Origin of the sequence: Saccharothrix sp. HUAS TT1, from assembly GCF_040744945.1 — a bacterium.
In the GTDB taxonomy this organism is placed as follows: Bacteria; Actinomycetota; Actinomycetes; order Mycobacteriales; family Pseudonocardiaceae; genus Actinosynnema.
In genome coordinates, this window is sequence record NZ_CP160453.1 from 2494177 (window position 1) to 2511926 (window position 17750).

At 72.7% G+C, this 17750-nt stretch carries 15 protein-coding genes; 7 read left to right on the plus strand and 8 right to left on the minus strand.

The genetic code is table 11. The annotated features are described in order from the left end of the window. Positions 1 to 26 precede the first annotated feature (26 nt). Positions 27 to 3212: a S8 family serine peptidase gene (locus AB0F89_RS12190; RefSeq protein ID WP_367135553.1), complete on the plus strand. Its 3186-nt coding sequence runs from the start codon at positions 27 to 29 to the stop codon at positions 3210 to 3212. Between the two features lie 118 nt (positions 3213 to 3330). Here the strand turns inward: AB0F89_RS12190 and AB0F89_RS12195 are convergent, their stop codons facing one another. The 3 genes from AB0F89_RS12195 to AB0F89_RS12205 form a co-directional block, all read right to left on the minus strand. Beyond that, complete coding sequence (locus AB0F89_RS12195; RefSeq protein WP_367135555.1) at positions 3331 to 3801, minus strand: hypothetical protein; 471 nt, start codon at positions 3799 to 3801, stop codon at positions 3331 to 3333. A 46-nt stretch (positions 3802 to 3847) separates the two neighbouring features. Then, the gene (locus AB0F89_RS12200; protein WP_367135557.1) at positions 3848 to 4987 is read right to left on the minus strand and encodes a mechanosensitive ion channel family protein; all 1140 of its coding nucleotides are present in this window, start codon (positions 4985 to 4987) and stop codon (positions 3848 to 3850) included. 71 nt (positions 4988 to 5058) lie between these two features. Then, a complete protein-coding gene (locus tag AB0F89_RS12205) occupies positions 5059 to 5709 on the minus strand; it encodes a TetR/AcrR family transcriptional regulator (protein WP_367135558.1) in 651 nt (216 codons plus the stop codon). A 78-nt stretch (positions 5710 to 5787) separates the two neighbouring features. Here AB0F89_RS12205 and AB0F89_RS12210 point away from each other — a divergent pair, with 78 nt between their 5' ends. After that, on the plus strand, positions 5788 to 6627 hold the full coding sequence (locus AB0F89_RS12210) for an alpha/beta fold hydrolase (RefSeq protein ID WP_367135560.1): 840 nt from the start codon (positions 5788 to 5790) through the stop codon (positions 6625 to 6627). Here AB0F89_RS12210 and AB0F89_RS12215 read toward each other — a convergent pair. The 3 genes from AB0F89_RS12215 to AB0F89_RS12225 all read right to left on the minus strand — a co-directional run bounded on the left by AB0F89_RS12215 (position 6602) and on the right by AB0F89_RS12225 (position 9917). Continuing rightward, complete coding sequence (locus AB0F89_RS12215) at positions 6602 to 7933, minus strand: DUF4153 domain-containing protein (protein WP_367135562.1); 1332 nt, start codon at positions 7931 to 7933, stop codon at positions 6602 to 6604. The two genes, AB0F89_RS12210 and AB0F89_RS12215, sit on opposite strands and share 26 nt — an antisense overlap. A 284-nt stretch (positions 7934 to 8217) precedes the next feature. Next, positions 8218 to 9246 carry a sensor histidine kinase gene (locus AB0F89_RS12220; protein WP_367135564.1) on the minus strand — a complete coding sequence of 343 codons (1029 nt, stop codon included), beginning with the start codon at positions 9244 to 9246 and terminating at the stop codon, positions 8218 to 8220. Next, a complete protein-coding gene (locus tag AB0F89_RS12225; RefSeq protein WP_367135566.1) occupies positions 9243 to 9917 on the minus strand; it encodes a response regulator in 675 nt (224 codons plus the stop codon). The genes AB0F89_RS12220 and AB0F89_RS12225 overlap by 4 nt, the downstream gene beginning before the upstream one ends. Before the next feature lie 215 nt (positions 9918 to 10132). Here AB0F89_RS12225 and AB0F89_RS12230 point away from each other — a divergent pair, with 215 nt between their 5' ends. The 3 genes from AB0F89_RS12230 (at position 10133) to AB0F89_RS12240 (ending at position 15487) form a co-directional block, all read left to right on the plus strand. Beyond that, positions 10133 to 12037 (plus strand): hypothetical protein, encoded by a 1905-nt coding sequence (locus AB0F89_RS12230; protein WP_367135568.1) that lies wholly within the window; start codon positions 10133 to 10135, stop codon positions 12035 to 12037. A gap of 156 nt (positions 12038 to 12193) precedes the next feature. After that, positions 12194 to 13285, plus strand: coding sequence for a hypothetical protein (locus AB0F89_RS12235; RefSeq protein ID WP_367135570.1), 1092 nt, complete (start codon positions 12194 to 12196; stop codon positions 13283 to 13285). A gap of 36 nt (positions 13286 to 13321) precedes the next feature. Next, on the plus strand, positions 13322 to 15487 hold the full coding sequence (locus tag AB0F89_RS12240; protein WP_367135572.1) for an ATP-dependent RecD-like DNA helicase: 2166 nt from the start codon (positions 13322 to 13324) through the stop codon (positions 15485 to 15487). A gap of 4 nt (positions 15488 to 15491) precedes the next feature. On the opposite strand, the gene AB0F89_RS12245 is transcribed toward AB0F89_RS12240, so the two are convergent. Beyond that, positions 15492 to 15707, minus strand: a complete 216-nt coding sequence (locus AB0F89_RS12245) for a hypothetical protein (protein WP_367135574.1) — start codon at positions 15705 to 15707, stop codon at positions 15492 to 15494. Positions 15708 to 15832: 125 nt separating this feature from the next. On the opposite strand from AB0F89_RS12245, the gene AB0F89_RS12250 reads away from it, so the two are divergent. Both AB0F89_RS12250 and AB0F89_RS12255 read left to right on the plus strand, forming a co-directional pair. Beyond that, a complete protein-coding gene (locus AB0F89_RS12250) occupies positions 15833 to 16690 on the plus strand; it encodes a helix-turn-helix domain-containing protein (RefSeq protein WP_367135576.1) in 858 nt (285 codons plus the stop codon). A gap of 21 nt (positions 16691 to 16711) precedes the next feature. Continuing rightward, positions 16712 to 16894, plus strand: coding sequence for a DUF397 domain-containing protein (locus AB0F89_RS12255; RefSeq protein WP_367135578.1), 183 nt, complete (start codon positions 16712 to 16714; stop codon positions 16892 to 16894). Here AB0F89_RS12255 and AB0F89_RS12260 read toward each other — a convergent pair. Next, positions 16891 to 17703 carry a MerR family transcriptional regulator gene (locus tag AB0F89_RS12260; protein WP_367135580.1) on the minus strand — a complete coding sequence of 271 codons (813 nt, stop codon included), beginning with the start codon at positions 17701 to 17703 and terminating at the stop codon, positions 16891 to 16893. The genes AB0F89_RS12255 and AB0F89_RS12260 overlap by 4 nt on opposite strands. Between the last annotated feature and the right edge of the window lie 47 nt (positions 17704 to 17750).

A 17750-nucleotide genomic window follows, 5' to 3' on the forward strand; every position in this document is an offset into this window, starting at 1 on the left:
GCACCAGTGCGGCCCTGCTGGCCGCCGTGCTGGGCACCACTGGGTTCGGCTTCGCCGCCGGGTCGGCAGTCGCGCAAGAGGCGCAGACCGCGCCCGCGCCCGCCGACAAGCAGCTCGACAAGCAGGACCGGGAGCGCATCGCCGAGGCCGAGCAGGCCGGGCAGGCGAACGTCACGCTCCTGGTCGCCGCCGAAGAGGGCGAGCTGGACTCCGCGACCAACGACCTCCGGGCCCTCGGCGGCGTGGTCGAGTCGACGGAGCGTGACGTCGACTACCTCAAGGTGTCGGTGCCGCGCGACCGGGCCGAGAAGGTGGCCGAGCTGGCGTCGGTGGACTCGGTGGACGTGGACGGCCTGGTCGTCCTCGACGACCCGCGTCCCGACGGCGCGACCGCGCCGCTGCCGCAGCCCGCGCCGGGCGCCAAGACGCCCAAGAAGAACCCGTACATGCCGACGCAGGACACGCAGGCGGCGCAGTTCACCGACGCGCACCCCAAGTGGGACGGCCGCGGCACGACGATCGCGGTCATGGACTCCGGCATCGACCTGGACCACCCGGCGCTGGCGACCACCACGACCGGCGAGCGCAAGATCGTCGACTGGTACAACGCCAACGCCACCAACTCCGGTGACGGCACGTGGTTGCAGGTGGCCGGCCGCTACAACGGCTCGTTCACCAGCGGCGGCGCGACCTACAAGGCGCCGGCTACCGGCGGCCCGTACAGCTTCGGCCTGTTCCGCGAGACCGCGGGCGACCTGGGCCTGGCCAACAGCGAGACCGGCGGCGACATCAACCGCGACGGCGACCGCACGGACGCGTTCGGCGTCCTCCAGGACATCACCACCAAGGAAGTCCGGGTCGACGTCGACGGTGACGGTGACTTCACCGACCAGGCCGCGATGATCGACTACAAGTACAAGAAGGACGTCGGCCACTTCGGCGCCGACAACCCGGCCACCCCGGTGCTGGACACCGTGGCGTTCGTGGTGCAGACCGACAAGTCGATCTACGACGCCAACGGCGCCGCGTGGGTCAACATCGGCATCTCGGCCGCGGCGCACGGCACGCACGTCGCGGGCATCACCGCCGCCAACAAGATGTTCGGCGGCAAGATGACCGGCGCGGCCCCCGGCGCGAAGCTGATGGGCGTCAAGGTCTGCCTGTCGACCCCGTCGTGCACCAACAGCGGCCTGATCGACGGCCTGCTGTACGCGGCGCGCAACGGCGCGGACGTCGTCAACATCTCCATCGGCGGCCTGCCCGCCCTCAACGACGGCAACAACGCGCGTGCGGAGCTCTACAACCGCACCATCGCCGAGTACAACGTCCAGGTGTTCATCTCCGCGGGCAACAGCGGCGCGGGCGCGAACACCGTCGGCGACCCGTCGGTGTCCACGGACGCGGTGAGCGTCGGCTCCTACATCACCAAGGACACCTGGCTGTCCAACTACGGCTCGAAGACGCAGCAGCGCGAGAGCCTGCACGGCTTCTCGTCGCGCGGCCCGCGCGAGGACGGCGGCTTCAAGCCGAACATCATCGCGCCCGGCTCGGCGATCTCCACCACGCCGCAGTGGCAGGCGCCCGGCCCGGTGGCCGGCACCTACGAGCTGCCCGCGGGCTACGCGATGTTCAACGGCACGTCGATGGCCGCGCCGCAGGCGACCGGCGCGGCCGCGCTGCTCGTCAGCGCCTACAAGGCCGAGCACAACGGCGAGCGCCCGCCCGTCGCGGCGCTGCGCAACGCGATCCAGTCCGGCGCCAAGTGGGTCTCCACCCTCCAGGCGTTCGAGCAGGGCGCGGGCCTGTTCGACACCAAGCGCGCGTGGTCGCAGCTCAACGCGCACCCGGAGACGCAGGCGGTCAGCACGTCGGTGACGGTGAACACCGCGCTGTCGGGCTCGCTGGCCACCCCGAACACCGGTGTCGGCATCCACGACCGCGAGGGCGTGAGCGTGGGCGAGGAGTACACCCGCACGTACACCCTCACCCGCACCACGGGCCCGAACCGCAACCAGCAGTTCCTGGTGAAGTGGCAGGGCAACGACGGCACGTTCAAGTCGAAGTCCCTGGTCAGCCTGCCGCTGAACACGCCGGTCACGTTCGACGTCAAGGTCAAGCCGACCAAGGCGGGCGCGCACTCGGCCGTGCTCAAGCTGGACAACCCGGCCACCCGCGGCATCGACGTGTTCACGCTGAACACGGTGTTCGCGGCGGAGGACTTCACCGCGGCGGGCAAGTACGCGGTGACGAAGACCGGCACGGTCGCGCGCAACCAGTCGGAGCGGCTGTTCGTGAACGTGCCCGCGGGCACGAGCGCGCTGAAGGTCGACATGGCGGCGGGCGGCGCGGAGGGCAAGGGCCAGGTCCGGTTCCTGCGCTACGACCCGTACGGCGTGCCGTTCGACACCACGTCCTCGACCAACTGCTACAACCCCGACGCGGGCGCCGGCTGTGCCGGTGGGTCGCCGACCAGCCGCACGGTGAGCAACCCGGTGCCGGGCGTGTGGGAGATCGTGGTCGAGTCCCGGCGCACCTCGGACGCCGACGCCGCGCCGTTCTCGGTGACCGCGTCGGTGCTGGGCACGTCGGTCAGCCCGAACCCGGACACCATCGAGTCTGCCGTCATCGGCACGCCGATCAGCCGCGAGTACGTGGTGACGAACTCGCTGGCCGCGTTCAACGGCAAGCTCGTCGGCGGTTCGCTGGCCAGCGCGCGGATCGACCGCCCGACCATCGCCGACGCCGCGGTCCAGGTGTACGACCTGACCGTGGCCCCCGGCGCGACGTCGCTGCGGGCGACCATCGGCAAGACGGCGGACCTGTCGGCCGACCTCGACCTGTTCGTCTACAACTGCGCGTCCGGCTCCTGCGTGCTGGCCGGTCAGGCGGCGGACGGCGACTCCGAGGAGTCGGTGACCATCGCCAACCCGGCCGCCGGCGCGTGGCGGGTGCAGGTCGACGGCTACGAGGTGCCCGCGGGCACCACGGAGTACGACTACATCGACCTGTTCGTCGCCCCGGGCCTCGGCTCGGTCGCGGTGACCGACGCCGACGCCGACCGCACCGCCGGGTCGACGTGGACGGTCCCCGGCACGGTGACCGTGTCCGGTCCGGCCGGCCCCGGCCGGGTGCTGCGCGGCGAGCTCGCCGTGCAGACCTCCGAGGGCGCGGTCGTCGGTCGCGGCGCGGTGATCGTGCGGAACGTGGCCTGACGCCACCCCGCTGAAGACCTCAGGGCCACCCCCGCGTTCGCCGCGGGGGTGGCCCTGAGCCGTTCCACCGGTCCTGCAGTCAGGGAGCTTCGTCGGGGAACTTCGTCAGGGGGTGTCATCAGGGGGTGGGGTCGGCGTTGCTCAGCGGCTCGTCCACGTCGACCCGGCTGACGCCCTCGACCGCGGCCACCCGCTCGGCCAGCTCGACCGGGGTGGAGACGCGCAGGTAGCCGATGGTCGGGTCGGTGGCCTCCACGGTCGCGCCGAGCGCGCGGACCCGGTCGGCCACCTGGTCGGTGCTGCCCCGGTCCGCGGAGACGGTCAGCACGACCGCCCGCGCGCCGGAGCGCTTGGCCCGCGCCAGGACGTCCTCGCCGTGCGGGCTGAGCTTGGGCGGCACCGGGACCTCCGAGGCGTCGGCCGGGGTGGTGAGCGGGGCGGTGGTGACCGGGGTGGTGCTGACCGGGGCGGTGGTGAGCGGGGCGGGCGTGCCGGCCGAGCCGGTGTGCCCCTGCTGCTGCGCGCAGCCCGCCAGGGCGGACGCCGTCAGCGCCGACCCCGCCAGCGCCAGTGCCACGAGTCTTCGCATGAGCCCTCCAGCCGAACCGGTCCTGTCCCCAGGACGGAACGCGGGGTCAGCGCGGTTGCACGGACTGGTCGGGGCCGCTGAACGCCTGCACCCGCTCCTCGCCGTCCTGGCTCTCGCCGAACACCCGGTTGTCCGACGCCCCGTTCGACGACTGCGCGGGCGCCCGACCGGCGGTGCGGGGCAGGTCGCGCACCCGCACCTGCGGCAGCGCGCCGGGGTGCCGCGACCGCAGCCAGTCGACCAGGTGCTCCCGGGCCACGCACCGCAGGTCCCACAGCCGCCCGGCGTCCGACGCGCTCACCAGCGCCCGCACCCGCACGAACGACCCGACGGCGTCGGTCACCTGCACCACGCACACCCGGCCGTCCCACAGGTCGCCCTGCTCCAGGGCGTGCCGCAGCTCCTGCCGCAGCTCCTCCACCGGCACCGTCCAGTCGACGTCCAGCTCCACCGTGCCCAGCAGCGCCGACTGGGTCCGCGTCCAGTTCTCGAACGGCGACTTGAGGAAGTACGCGGTGGGCAGGATCAGCCGCCGGTCGTCCCACAGGTGCACGACCACGTAGGTCAGGGTGATGTCCTCGATCCGGCCCCACTGCTTCTCCACGACCACCACGTCGTCCAGCCGCAGCGCGTCGCTGAACGCGATCTGCACGCCCGCGAACACGTTGCCCAGCAACGACTGCGCGGCCAGCGCGGCGATCGCGCCGATCACACCGGCGGACGCCAGGATGCTCGTGCCCGCCGCGCGGGCGCCCGGGAACGTCATCAGCACCCCGGCCGCGGCCAGCACGCTCACCACGACCACGGTGACCCGGCGGACCAGGGTGATCTGCGTGTGCACGCGGCGCGCGTGCCGGTTGTCGGACACGTCGACCCGGATGCGCGCCAGCGTGGCGTCCTCGATCACCACCAGCAGCGACGCGAGCAGCCACGCGCCGGCGAGGATGAGCGCTATCCCGGTGACGTGCAGCGCGACGGGCCGCCACTCGCCGTGGGCCACCACGCCCAGGGAGAACTGCACCGCCACCAGCACCGCCACGGCCAGCGCGGGTCGGTGCGCGTGCCGGGCGAGGCCCGCGAACAGGTCGGACCGGCGGCCGATGCGGCGGACCACCCGGTGCACGAGCGTCACGGCCAGCAGGGCCACCAGCAGCGATCCGGCGAACGTGATGACGGTTGCGAGCACGAAGAAGGCACCTCCTCTGCGCGGGTACGTCTGGGGACCCGTACCCGCGAACGGAGTAGTTCAGGCGTGTTTCAACCGGGAACGGGCGAAGTGCGAGATTCCCCACTGCCGGGCAGCGCGCGGGCGACCCGGCCGACGAACGCGACCAGCCGCTCGGGCGGGAACCGCTCCGGGTCGGTGATCACCAGCCGGCCCGCCATCTCGGCCAGCGCCAGCACGGTGTGGCCCAGCAGCTCGGCGTCCGGGGCCGTGCTGCCCCACGCCTTCAGCCCGAGTTCGGCCAGCGCGCTGACCTGGGCCAGGACCTGGGCCCGGACCGACTCGACCTGGCGGCGGAACTCGACCGGCGTGCCCTCCGGCGGCAGCAGGGCCAGCCGCCACCGGGCGGGCGACGCCACGACGGCGTCGACGAACGCGCGCACCGCGTCGGTGTAGACCTCCTCCGGCGAGCGGTCGCCGAAGTCGGTGGTCGGGATCGCCGACAGCACCTGTCCGGTGGCGCGCTCCGCCTCGCGCCGCAGCAGCGCGGCGACCACCTCGGCCCGGTTCGCGTACAGCTCGTAGACCACCGGCTTGGTCACGCCCGACCGCCTGGCCACGGCCTCCATCGTCACCGCGTCGAAGCCGCCGTCGGCGATCAGGTCGAGCGCGCCGTCCAGCAGCTGGTCGCGCCGCTGTCCGGGTGGCAGGCGCGGGGCGTACCTGCGACGCGTTGTCGTCACCGGGCCATATTGCTACGGTGTCGTAGCTTTCACAAAGCTACGCAGGCGTAGCAATCGTTCGGCGGCTCGGAGGCAGCGGTGTTCGTGGAGTCCGAGGGTGCGCGGCTCGCCGTGTTCGAGCACGGCGACCGGTCCGCGCCGACCGTCGTCCTGGTGCACGGCTACCCGGACACGCACCGGGTGTGGGACGGCGTCGTGCCGTTGCTGGCCGAGGAGTTCCACGTGGTGACGTACGACGTGCGCGGCGCCGGGGCGTCCTCCGCGCCGCGCGGGCTGGCCGCGTACCGGCTGCCGGTGCTGGCGCGCGACCTGCTCGCGGTGATCGCGGCGGTCAGCCCGGACGCGCCCGCGCACGTCGCCGCGCACGACTGGGGCTCGGTGCAGTCGTGGGAGGCGGTGACGACGCCCGGCGCGCCGATCGCGTCGTTCACGTCGATGTCCGGGCCGTGCCTGGACCACGTCGGCCACTGGATGCGCCGGCCGAGGCCCAAGCAGCTCAAGCAGTTGCTGCACTCCTGGTACATCGCCGCGTTCCACCTGCCGTTCGTCGCGCCCCTGGTCTGGCGGCACGTCGTCGGGCCGCGCTGGGAGAAGGTCCTGCGGAAGGTGGAAGGCGTGTCGCCGCAGGTGTCGCCGACCGTCGTGCGGGACGGCGTGCGGGGCATGTCCCTGTACCGGGCCAACTTCATCCCGCGGCTGCGCTCGCCCCGCGAACGGCGGACCGACGTGCCGGTGCAGCTCGTGCACCCGTTGCGGGACAAGTACGTCACGGGCGAGATCAACGAGGACGTGGAGCTGTGGGCGTCGGACGTGCGGCGGCGGGTGATCGACGCCGGGCACTGGGCGCCGGTCACGCACGCCCGCGCGGTCGCGCTGCTCGTCGCCGACCACGTCACCGCGCACAGTCGGCCCGCTTGAGCCCGGCGAGGGCGTCCCTGGCCCGCTGCCGGGCCAGGTTGTAGGAGCGCCAGTCGTCCGGGCCGACCCGGCGGAACTCCAGCGCGCAGCCGCGCAGGTCGGCCGGGAGCGAGGCGAGGGCGGGCACGGCGTCGTCGGAGAGCGTCGCCAGGTACCACACGTCGACCTTCTGCGTGGCGTGCCAGCGCTCGACGTTGCGCTCGGCGGTGAACCGGTCCGGGTTGAGCGCGGCGAGGGCGACCAGCGAGGCGAACCCCGTGCCGACGACGGCGCGCGCCAGCCAACCGCCCCGCAGCCGCGCGCCCGCCGCCAGCACCATCAGGTAGACGACGCCGAGCCACAGCTCGCAGGCGGCGACGAGCACGCGCGGCACGGTGAAGCCGTACGCCTGCTGGTAGAGCCACATCCGGGTCAGGGCCGAGGCGACGATCACCAGCGTGAGCGCGCTGAGCGCGCCCAGCAGGCCGCGCAGCCAACGGCGGTCGGTCACCGAGTCCAGGTGCGCCCGGCTCGCGACGAACGCGATGACGCCCAGGGTGAGGACGGTGACGGCGAGCAGCTGCCAGAAGCCGCTGCGGGCGTAGTCGGCGTAGGTGAGGTCGGCGGTGGTGATCACGTGCTCGTCACCCGCGAAGAGGGTGTTGACCTGGACGGCGACGAAGGTGGCGAACAGCAGCACCAGCGCGCCGACCGGCAGCACCCAGTCCCGCCGGGCGAGGCGGCGGGGCAGACCGGCGGCCTCCACCGGCTTCGGCGGGGCGACCAGCAGGTAGGCCGCGCCGACCGTGCCGAGACCGACGGCCGGGAACAGCACCAGCGGTTGGCCGGACGCCTCTTCCGGGGTGATCGAGCCGAGGAGGTCGGCGAACGCGGCGTCGGCCCCGGCGAGCAGTGGGACGAACACCAGCAGCAGGGCGGCGGTCACCAGGACGGGCCGGGCCAGCGCGGGCGTGCCGCCCTCGCGGACGCCCTTGGCCACCCACGGGACCGCGCGGATCGTCGCGGCGGGCACGGCCACCGCGCCGAGCGCCAGGCCGCGCGCGGTCCGCCCCCCGACGACCGCGAGCGACCCGGCGGCGCACCCGGCGATCGCGCAGAGGGTGAAGAGCCAGTCGGCGGCGACGAACGCGCCGACGCCGAAGAGGGCGGCGGAGAGGGCCGCCCAACCCGGTTTCACCTTGCGCAGCAGGGCGAAGACGAGGACGGCGGTGAGGGCCCAGCCCAGGCCGGGTTCGTCGAGGGGCAGGAGCACGGCTGCCCCGGTCCCGGCGACGGCGCCGGTGAGCAGTACGCGGTTGGGTGTCATCCGGTGTCGCCTCCAGGGCGTGCGCCACCGCCCGCCGAACTCGCGGCGGTTGTCGGGCGCGGTTGTTTCGGGCGCGGTTGTCGTGGTCGCGGTTGTGGGCGCGGTTGTCGTGGTCGCGGTTGTCGTGGTCGCGTCGTTGTGGCGCGGTTGTTGTAGGCGCGTTGTCGGACGCGGTTGTTGTGGCACGGCCGGCTTGAGGCGCCGGAATTGTCGGTGGTCCGTGGTTGAATCGAATTCAGGGTTCCCCTGGGCGGGGACCCTTGCGGGGCAGCGCTCTGCGCGAACTAGGTCGTCGTCGGCCCGGTGGCCGGCAGGGTGGCGCGGATGCGGCAGCCCGGTCCGTCCACCACGGCGATGGTGCCGCCGTGCAGGTCGACCACCCAGCGGGCGATGTTGAGGCCCAGGCCGGTGCCCCCGTCGCCGGCCCGCTCGCCCCTGGTGAAGCGCTCGAAGACCCGTTCGCGGTCCTGCGGCGCGATGCCCGGCCCGTCGTCCGAGACCTCCAGCACCAGCTCCGCGCCCACGCTCGCCGACACCCGGACCTCGCCGCCCGCCGGCCCGTGCCGGACCGCGTTGTCGACCAGGTTCGCCACGACCTGGGCCAACCGCGCCTCGTCCGCGTAGACCACCGCCTCCACCGGCGTCACGGCGACGGTGAACCGCACCCCCCGGGCGGCCACCGAAGCCTCGGCGACGACCTCCTCCAGCAGCGGCTCCAGGGCGAACTCCGCCTTGTCCAGCCGGTGCGCGCCGGCGTCGATCCGCGACAGGTCCAGCAGCTCGGCCACCAGCCTGCCCAGCCGCTCGGTCTGCGCCAACGCCGTCCGCATGGTGGCCGCGTCCGGCTGCTCGACACCGTCCACCACGTTCTCCAGCACGTTCTGCAACGCGGTGATCGGCGTCCGCAGCTCGTGCGACACGTTCGCGATCAGCTCGCGCCGCTGCTGGTCCGCCGCGCCCAGGGCGGCGGCCATCTGGTTGAACGCGCCGGCCAGCTCGCCGACCTCGTCCCGCGCCGTCGCCCGCACCCGCCGGCTGTAGTCGCCGGCGCGCATCGCCCGCACCGCCGCCGTCATCTCCCGCAGCGGCCTGGTCATCCCGTGCGCCAGCACCTGCGACGTCACCAGCACGATCGCCACCGCGCCGAACGTCGTCCCCGGCGCCAACCACCCGATCCGCCACCGGAAGAACGCGAACCCCGCCGCCATCGCCGACACCAGCAGGATGCCGAGCTTCAGCTTGATCGACCGCACCGGGTCCAGCGGGCGCGGCAGCAGTTCGACGGCCGTCAGGAACGCCGACCGCAGGCTCACCGGGGCACCTCCAGCGCGTAGCCGATGCCGTGCACGGTCCGGATCAGGTCGGTGCCCAGCTTCCGCCGCAACGCCTTGATGTGGCTGTCCACGGTCCGCGTCCCGGTGCCGTCGGCCCACCCCCACACCTCGTTCAGCAACCGCTCCCGCGACTGCACGGCCCGCGGCCGCTCGGCCAGGTGCACCAGCAGCTCGAACTCGGTCGGCGTCAGGTGCGCCTCCTCGCCACCGCGCGCCACGCGCCGCTCGGCCAGGTCGATCTCCAGGTCCGCCACCGCGATCCGGTTCGCCGCCGCCGAAGCCGCCCGCTCCACCCGCCGCAGCAGCGCGTGCACCCGCGCGGCCAGCTCGCGGATCGAGAACGGCTTGGTCAGGTAGTCGTCCGCGCCGACCGCGAGCCCCACCAGCAGGTCGGTCTCGTCACCGCGGGCGGTCAGCATGAGCACCGGGACCGGCCGCTCGGCCTGGATGCGGCGGCACACCTCCAGCCCGTCGAACCCAGGCAGCATCACGTCCAGCACCACCAGGTCGGGGCGGACGTCGCGCGCCCGGTTGACGGCGGTCGGGCCGTCGTGCGCCAACTCCACCTCGAACCCCTCGGCGCGCAACCTCGCGGCCACGGAGTCGGCGATGGTCAGGTCGTCCTCGACCACCAGAACGCGGCGTGTCATGCGACCGACTCTAGGTGCGGGTGGTGGAGGTGACCGGCGCGAGTTGTGAACGTCCTGTGGAGACTCGTTCGAGGCGACGACTTCGAACCGATAACGCTGTGAGGACCACGCGGTTTCGGATACGGTGAACGGGACATGCCAAGTGGTGTTCGGCAGGTCACGGGGGGGTCGGGGGACCAGTCGCCTGTTCGGGCACCCTGCAAAAGGGGGCCGGCTTGACCGTGCGCAGAGCACGTCTGCTCGCACGAAGGACCGCCGCGGCGGCCATCGCGATAACGCTCACCACCACCCTGTGCGCCACGGCACACGCCGAGGACGCGCCACCCGCCGAGCCCGTCACCACCGCGGAGCCGGCCGAGATCGCGGACCCGGTGACCGTGCCGGTGACGCAGCCCGCGACCGAACCGGCCGCGGAACCGGTGACCGAGCCCGTGTCCGAGCCGGTGTCCGAACCGGACACCGAACCGGCGACGCCGGACCCGGCGAACACCGACCAGCCGGCGACCGAAGACCCCGCCGACACCAACACCGAGACCGGAGCCGACACCGGCACGCCTGCGGGGGAGCAGCAGGACCCGGAGGTCGAGCCCGCGGCGGAGCCCTTCGCCGACCCGGGCGTCACGGCGAAGGTCGACGGCGGCCCGTACCTGGTCGGCCAGCCCTTCCCGATCGACGTCACGGTCACCAACCACGGCACCGCCGAGGTGACCGGCCTGAGCACCTACACGCTCCGGACGTCCGGGTCGTACGTGAGCCTGCAGTGGCCCCTGCCGGACCTGCCGAAGACCCTCGCGCCCGGTCAGTCGGCGACCGCGCGGTGGCAGGGCCAGGTCTACAACTGGGAGGGCCCGCCGGTCTTCGAGGTGATCATCTACTCCCAGAACGACATGGTCTGGGACAACAACCGGACGACGGTCGCCCCGCTGCTCACCGCTCCGGACGCCGCCGCGGGTTCGGTGAGCGGCCTGGTCCTCGGCGAGCGGAACGGCGCTCGCGAACCGATCGCCGGCGTCCAGGTGCGGCTCAACCACGCCGGTCGGGAGACCGTCGCCACGACGGGCGCCGACGGCCGGTTCCACCTGGCCGACCTGCCGCTCGTCCGCTACTCGGTCTTCTTCAGCCGGGTGCCGGACGGCTGGGTGATGCCGTCCAACGCCGCCGTCGAGGTCGACGGCGACGAGTCGGTGGAGTACGTGGCGGTCCGGCCGCTCACCGACCGGTTCTCCGCGTCGATCGCGTTCACGCAGGACCAGTACTCGGTGGGCGACACCGCGCACGCCGTGGTGGCGCTGACCAACAGCGGCACGACGGACCTGCACCGGATCACCGCGTTCTGCGACCGCAGCGGCGGCGAGGGGCCGCACGTGGTCGACCTGCGGCTCGGTGCGCTGAACTGGGACGCGTCCGGCGTCGACGTGCCCGCCGGGCAGACCGTGACGGTCACCGTCAGCGGCGTGGTGCCGCCGAAGGCCGCCGACTTCGGCTCGGTGAGCTTCGGGTGCACCTTCGGTGACGACTTCTACAACGAGCGCGGCTTCCCGGACGCCTACGACCTGGCGCGCGTGCCGACCGGGACCACGCACACGTGGATGAGGTTCACCCACGACGCGGACGAGGACACGATCCACGACGAGGGCGAGCAGGTCACCGGCCTCACCGTGCGGCTGGTCGACTGGTTCTCCGGGCAGACCGCGGCGCGGGGCGTCACCGACGCCACCGGCCGGGTCGACTTCACCGACCTGCCGGCAGGCCCGTACTGGGTCGAGGTGGACGGTCCGTGGCGGTTCAGCGACTGGGGCGAGCTGCCCGTCGACCGGGTCGTGATGCACTTCAAGGCGAACTGCGGCGACTACTGCGGCGGTTGGTACCCCCGGCTCGTGCCGTGGGAGGACACCGCCCCGGGCCCGGAGCCGACGACGCCCCCGGCCGTGCCGAACCCGCCCGCCCAGGCCCCGGCGGCGCCGGCGGCGCCGGTGGCACCGGCTGCCGGTGGCGGCGCGGCGGCAGCGGCCCTGGCGGACACCGGCGTCGCCCCGCTCGGCCTGATGGCGGTCGGCGTGCTGGCGCTGCTCGCCGGTGCGGCGGCGATGGTCGGCGGACGGCGGCGCCGAGCCGCCTGACCCGCGTGACGGCAACGGCCCCGGGCACCTGCCCGGGGCCGTTCGCCGTTCCCGGGACCCGAAGCGCCGAGACGTCCGATCGGCCGATTCTGGGAGCGCTCCCAGAGGCAACCTGCTTAGCTGGCACGAGCGGGACTTCGACGAGGAGGTCTGGTCGTGCGACGGTCGTTAGGCACCGCGTTGGCGCTCGCATCGGTGGTCTTCGGCGCGCCCGCGGCGCGAGCCGAGCCGGGCGTGGTGGAACTGGCCGCGCTGCCCGGCGGGACGAAGGGCTCGGCGGTCGCGATCAACGACGCCGGGGTGGTCGTCGGTCGCTCGACCGGCGCGGACGGGAAGGCCAGGCCGGTGCGCTGGGACGCGTCGGGCGCGATCACCGAACTGCTCCCGCCTCCCGGGGCCGTCAACCCCGGGAAGGTCTTCGGGGTCGACGCGGACGGCGTGGCGCACGGCAACACCAGCACGCCCGAGCACTGGGCGCAGGCGACGAAGTGGGGCGCCGACGGCGTCGCCACCGTCCTCGACCTCCTGCCCGGCGGGACCTACAGCTTCGCCGTCGAGGTGAACGCGAGCGGCACGGTCGTCGGTTACGGCGGCGACGCGGGCGGCGTGCGGCGGGCGATCCGCTGGGACCGCGACGGCCGGGCCACCGCCCTGCCCGACCTCGGCGTCGCGACGGAGGCCACCGCGGTCGACGCCGACGGCGCCATCGCGGGCATCGCCCACTTCGCCGACCACCGACGAGCCGTCCGGTGGGACGGCGGCGCGCTCACCGACCTCGGCGCCGTGCCCGACAGCGCCTCGCTCTCGGTGAAGGCGGTGCGCGGCCCGTTCGTCATCGCCCACTTCCAGCGCGGCGACCGGACGTCCTTCGCCGCGCGCTGGGACGGCACGGCGCTGACCGAGGCGCCCGCGTCACCCGGCCAGTCCAGCACCCTCCAGACCGTCGACGCGACCGGCGCCGCGTTCGGCCGGGTGAGCGGCAAGCCGGCGCGGTGGGCGGCGGACGGCACGCTCACGACCCTGGCGCTGCCGACCGGCTTCACCATCGGTGAGGTGATGCGGCTCAACGACGCCGGGGTGGCCGTCGGCACGGCGCAGAACCGGGAGGTCAGGCCGATCCGCTGGTCGCCGACGGGCGAGGTGCAGCTGCTGCCCGTGCCGTCCGGGACCTACGGGTTCGCGCTGGGCGTCAACGCCGGCGGGGTGGTCGTCGGCGAGTTCGGCGGGCGGGCGGTGCTCTGGCCCTGACCGCGGCGCGTCGGTGGCACGTCCTAGGGTGACCCGGTGGCTGACGCGGTCCTGGAAGCGGTGCTGGAGCGGATCACGTTCGCCAACGAGGAGACCGGCTACACGGTCGCCCGCGTCGACCCCGGCCGCGGCGGCGACCTGATCACGGTGGTCGGCGCGCTGCTCGGCGCGCAGCCGGGCGAGTCGATCCGGATGCGCGGTCGCTGGGGCTCGCACCCGCAGTACGGCAAGCAGTTCCACGTGGACGACTACACGACCGTGCTGCCCGCCACCATCCAGGGCATCCGGCGCTACCTCGGCTCCGGCCTGATCAAGGGCATCGGGCCGGTGCTGGCCGACCGGATCGTCACCCACTTCGGCGTCGACGCGCTGGACGTCATCGAGCACGAGCCGCAGCGGCTGATCGAGGTGCCGAAGCTGGGCCCCAAGCGCACCAAGCTGATCGCGGCGGCGTGGGAGGAGCAGAAGGCCATCAAGGAGGTGATGGTCTTCCTCCAGGGCGTCGGCGTGTCGACGTCGTTGGCCGTGCGGATCTACAAGCAGTACCAGGACAAGTCGATCGACGTCGTCCGCGAGGAGCCCTACCGGCTGGCGAACGACGTGTGGGGCATCGGGTTCCGCACCGCGGACGTGATCGCCAAGGCCGTCGGCATCCCGCACGACAGCCCGCAGCGGGTGAAGGCCGGGTTGCAGTTCACGCTGTCCGAGGCGACCGGCGACGGCAACTGCTACCTGCCGGAGAACGAGCTGATCGGCGCCGCGATCAAGATCCTCCAGGTGGACGCGGGCCTGGTGATCGACTGCCTGGCCGAGCTGGTCGGCGAGGAGGGCGTGGTCCGCGAGGTCATGCCGGACGGCGAGCCCGGCGTCTACCTGGTCGCGTTCCACCGGGCGGAGATCTCCCTGGCCAACCAGCTGCTGCGGCTGCTCCGGACCGACGAGGAGCGGCTGCCCGCGTTCGCGTCGGTCGACTGGGACCGGGCGTTCGGGTGGCTGGGCGCGTCGCTGGAGGACAAGCAGCGGGACGCCGTCCGGTTGGCGCTGACCAGCAAGGTCGCCGTGCTGACCGGTGGCCCGGGGTGCGGCAAGAGCTTCACCGTGCGGTCGATCGTGAAGCTGGCGGCGGCCAAGGGCGCGAAGGTCGTGCTGGCCGCGCCGACCGGCCGGGCGGCCAAGCGGCTGACCGAGCTGACCGGGCACGAGGCCCGCACCGTGCACCGGCTGCTGGAGCTGAAGCCCGGCGGTGACGCGGCCTACGACCGCGACCGGCCGCTGGACGCGGACCTCGTCGTCGTGGACGAGGCGTCGATGCTGGACCTGCTGCTGGCGAACAAGCTGGCGAAGGCCGTCGCACCCGGCGCGCACCTGCTGCTCGTCGGCGACGTCGACCAGCTGCCGTCCGTCGGCGCGGGGGAGGTGCTGCGCGACGTGCTGGCCGACCGCAGCCCGGTGCCCAACGTCCGGCTGACGCACATCTTCCGGCAGGCGCAGCAGTCCGGCGTGGTCACCAACGCGCACCGGATCAACAACGGCGACTACCCGGTCGTGCAGGGGCTGCCCGACTTCTTCCTGTTCCCGGTGGAGGAAGCCGAGGACGCGGCGGCGCTGGTGGTCGACGTCGTGGCGAACCGCATCCCGCGCAAGTTCGGCCTCAAGCCGCGCACCGACGTGCAGGTGCTCGCGCCCATGCACCGGGGACCGGCGGGCGCGGGCGGGCTGAACGCGTTGCTGCAGGAGGCTTTGACACCGTCCAGGCAGGACTTGCCGGAGCGCCGGTTCGGCGGCCGGGTGTTCCGGGTCGGCGACAAGGTCACCCAGCTGCGGAACAACTACGACAAGAACGTGTTCAACGGCACGCTGGGCGTCGTCACGGCGATTGACGCGGTGGAGCAGAAGCTGACCGTTCGGACCGACGAGGAAGAGGACGTGGACTACGAGTTCGGCGAGCTGGACGAGTTGACCCACGCCTACGCCATGACGATTCACCGCTCACAGGGCAGTGAATACCCATGTGTGGTCATTCCAATCACGACGAGCGCGTGGATGATGTTGCAGCGGAACCTGCTGTACACGGCGGTGACGCGAGCGAAGAAGCTGGTGGTGCTGGTCGGGTCGCGCAAGGCGATCGGGCAGGCGGTCCGCACCGTGGGCGCGGGACGGCGGCACACGGCGCTGGACCACCGCCTGGCCCAGCTGGTCTGACCGGTCAGCCGGCCCGGCGCAACCCCTCGTCGGCCGCCGCCCGCTCCGCCGCCTCGGCGAACATCGTGCGGAAGTCCTCGATCTCGGTGCCGCCGAACTTGATGACGTGGCCGTTCGTGTCCCAGACCTCCACGATGCCGTCGCTGACCGCGATCGAGCAGACAGACGGCTGCTCCTGGTTGTCCGTGCACCGGACCAGCCATTCCCTCTTGACCTGCACGGCGACCCCTTTCGAGTGGTTCCCGATCTTCTGCGGCCGAGACCCCCGACCCGATTGCTAGCCTGATCCTGACCGAGATGATTTTGCAACTGCTAGCGAGCAATTGACCCGATCGGATGATGACCATGCCGTTGACGCCCACGGTCCGGCTCAAGTTCCTCTCGATCTGCATGCGGGAAGCCCGCGCACGCGCCGGTGTGGAGCCGAAGGAGGTCGCCAAGCTCCTCGGCCGCGACACCACCCGGGTCACCAAGATGGAGAAGGGCCGGGAGGGCCTGACCCCGGGCGACGCCAAGATGCTGCTCGACCACTACGACGTCCACACCGAGGAGGAGAAGGCCGAGATCGTCGAGTTGGCGCGGACCAGGAGTCAGCGCGGTCGGTGGGCCGGGCACCGGGCAGCGGTGCCGATGGAGCTGCGGCCCTACTACGACTTCGAGCTGGATTCCAGCGAGTTGCGCTTGTACGGCACGGAACTGGTGCCCGGTGTGCTGCAGACGATGTCCTACATGCGAGCCCTGCTGGTCGCTCGGAACCGGGTCGATCGGGACAAGATCGATGATGTGATCACCATGCGCCTGGAGCGGCAGCAGATCCTGTTCCGCGACCAACCGACCGATGCGGCTTTCGTGCTGAGCGAGAGCTGCCTGCGGCGGGTCTTCGGCGGGAACGCGGTGATGCACGAGCAACTGCTGCACCTGGCGAACATCGCCCGGCGGCCCAACGTCCGGATCCAGGTGCTGCCGTTCGACGCGCCGGGTGGGGCGAGCACCTTCGGCTTCACCATGCTGCGGATCCCCGCTCCCACCTCCGCGCCGCCGCTGGAGATGGTCTACGTCGAGAACCTGCACGATGCCGACTACCTCGATGGCGACAAGGAGGTCGCCGACTACTCCAAGCTGTGGGCCAACCTCACCGCCAACGCGCTCGGGGTGGAAGAATCGAGGAGGTTCGTCCTGGGTGTCGCCCAGAGCTACGCCTGACTGCGAGAGGTGGTCCCCGCCATGACTCCGGACTTCTCGGTTGCCGCGTTCAAGACGTCGAGCCACACCGAGGACAACGGCACCTGCGTCGAGGTGGCGGTGGTGCCGGGGTTCGCCGCGATCCGGGACACGAAGTCCCGCGCGGGTGGGCACGTGGCCGTTCCCGCGCGGGCCTTCGAGGCGTTCCTGCGCTCGGTCCGCTAGCGCAGCGGGAAGGCGACGTCGCACACGCCGTCGTCCGGACCGGCGGCGGCCCAGTCGGCGAAGTAGACCTCGCGCGGCGCGTCGTGGATCGAGTGGCCGTTCTCCTTGATCCATGCGGCGACGGCGTCATAGGCGGACAGGATCTGCGGGAACACCACCTGCGCCTTCGTCAGCCGCGCGTAAGCCTCCCGGTGCGCCGGCTCGACCCGGGCCGCCACCCCGCTCGGCGGCGCGTCCGCGCGCACCGGCACGCACGCCTCCACCGGTCCGTCGCTGTCCTCGTTCACCTCACCGTGGTAGACGACGAACATCGGTCCGGCCACCCCGCCGTGCGCCTCCGCCGCCTTCGCCAGCCGGTCCGCCGCCGCGCCGATCCACCCGTCCAGCTCGGGCTGCAGCAGGTGCCGCTGCTCGGTCAGGACCACCTGTTCGGGTACTTCCCGCTGCTTGACCTCGTACATCTCCGCCAACCCCTTCCCTCCGGACAACACGACGCGGAGGTGGGCGGCCAGGCCGCGCCGCACGGCCACCCGGTGCTCGACGTCGGCCCAGTAGTCGGCGACCAGGTCGGCCCGGTCCGCCTCGGGCGCGGCCACGATCCGGGCCACGTCGACCAGCGGCATGTCCAGCCTGCGCAGCAGCGCCACCAGGCGGGCGCCGACCAGCTGGTCCTCGCGGTACCGCCGGTAGCCGTTGCCCGCGTCGACCTCGGCCGGGCACAGCAGCCCCTGCCGCTCGTACAGCCGCAGCGCCTTCACCGACAGCCGCGACCGGCGGGCGAACTCGCCGATCCCCAGTAGCCGTGCCACCGCCACATCCTCCACGGCGACGACCCTGCGGCCTGCCCCAGGGGACG

Coding starts and splice junctions, on each gene's coding strand:
- AB0F89_RS12195 (WP_367135555.1), bottom strand. CDS start 3,801: ATGCGAAGACTCGTGGCACTGGCGCTGGCGGGGTCGGCGCTGACGGCG.
- AB0F89_RS12215 (WP_367135562.1), bottom strand. CDS start 7,933: ATGACACCCAACCGCGTACTGCTCACCGGCGCCGTCGCCGGGACCGGG.
- AB0F89_RS12225 (WP_367135566.1), bottom strand. CDS start 9,917: ATGACACGCCGCGTTCTGGTGGTCGAGGACGACCTGACCATCGCCGAC.
- AB0F89_RS12255 (WP_367135578.1), top strand. CDS start 16,712: ATGACTCCGGACTTCTCGGTTGCCGCGTTCAAGACGTCGAGCCACACC.
- AB0F89_RS12250 (WP_367135576.1), top strand. CDS start 15,833: ATGCCGTTGACGCCCACGGTCCGGCTCAAGTTCCTCTCGATCTGCATG.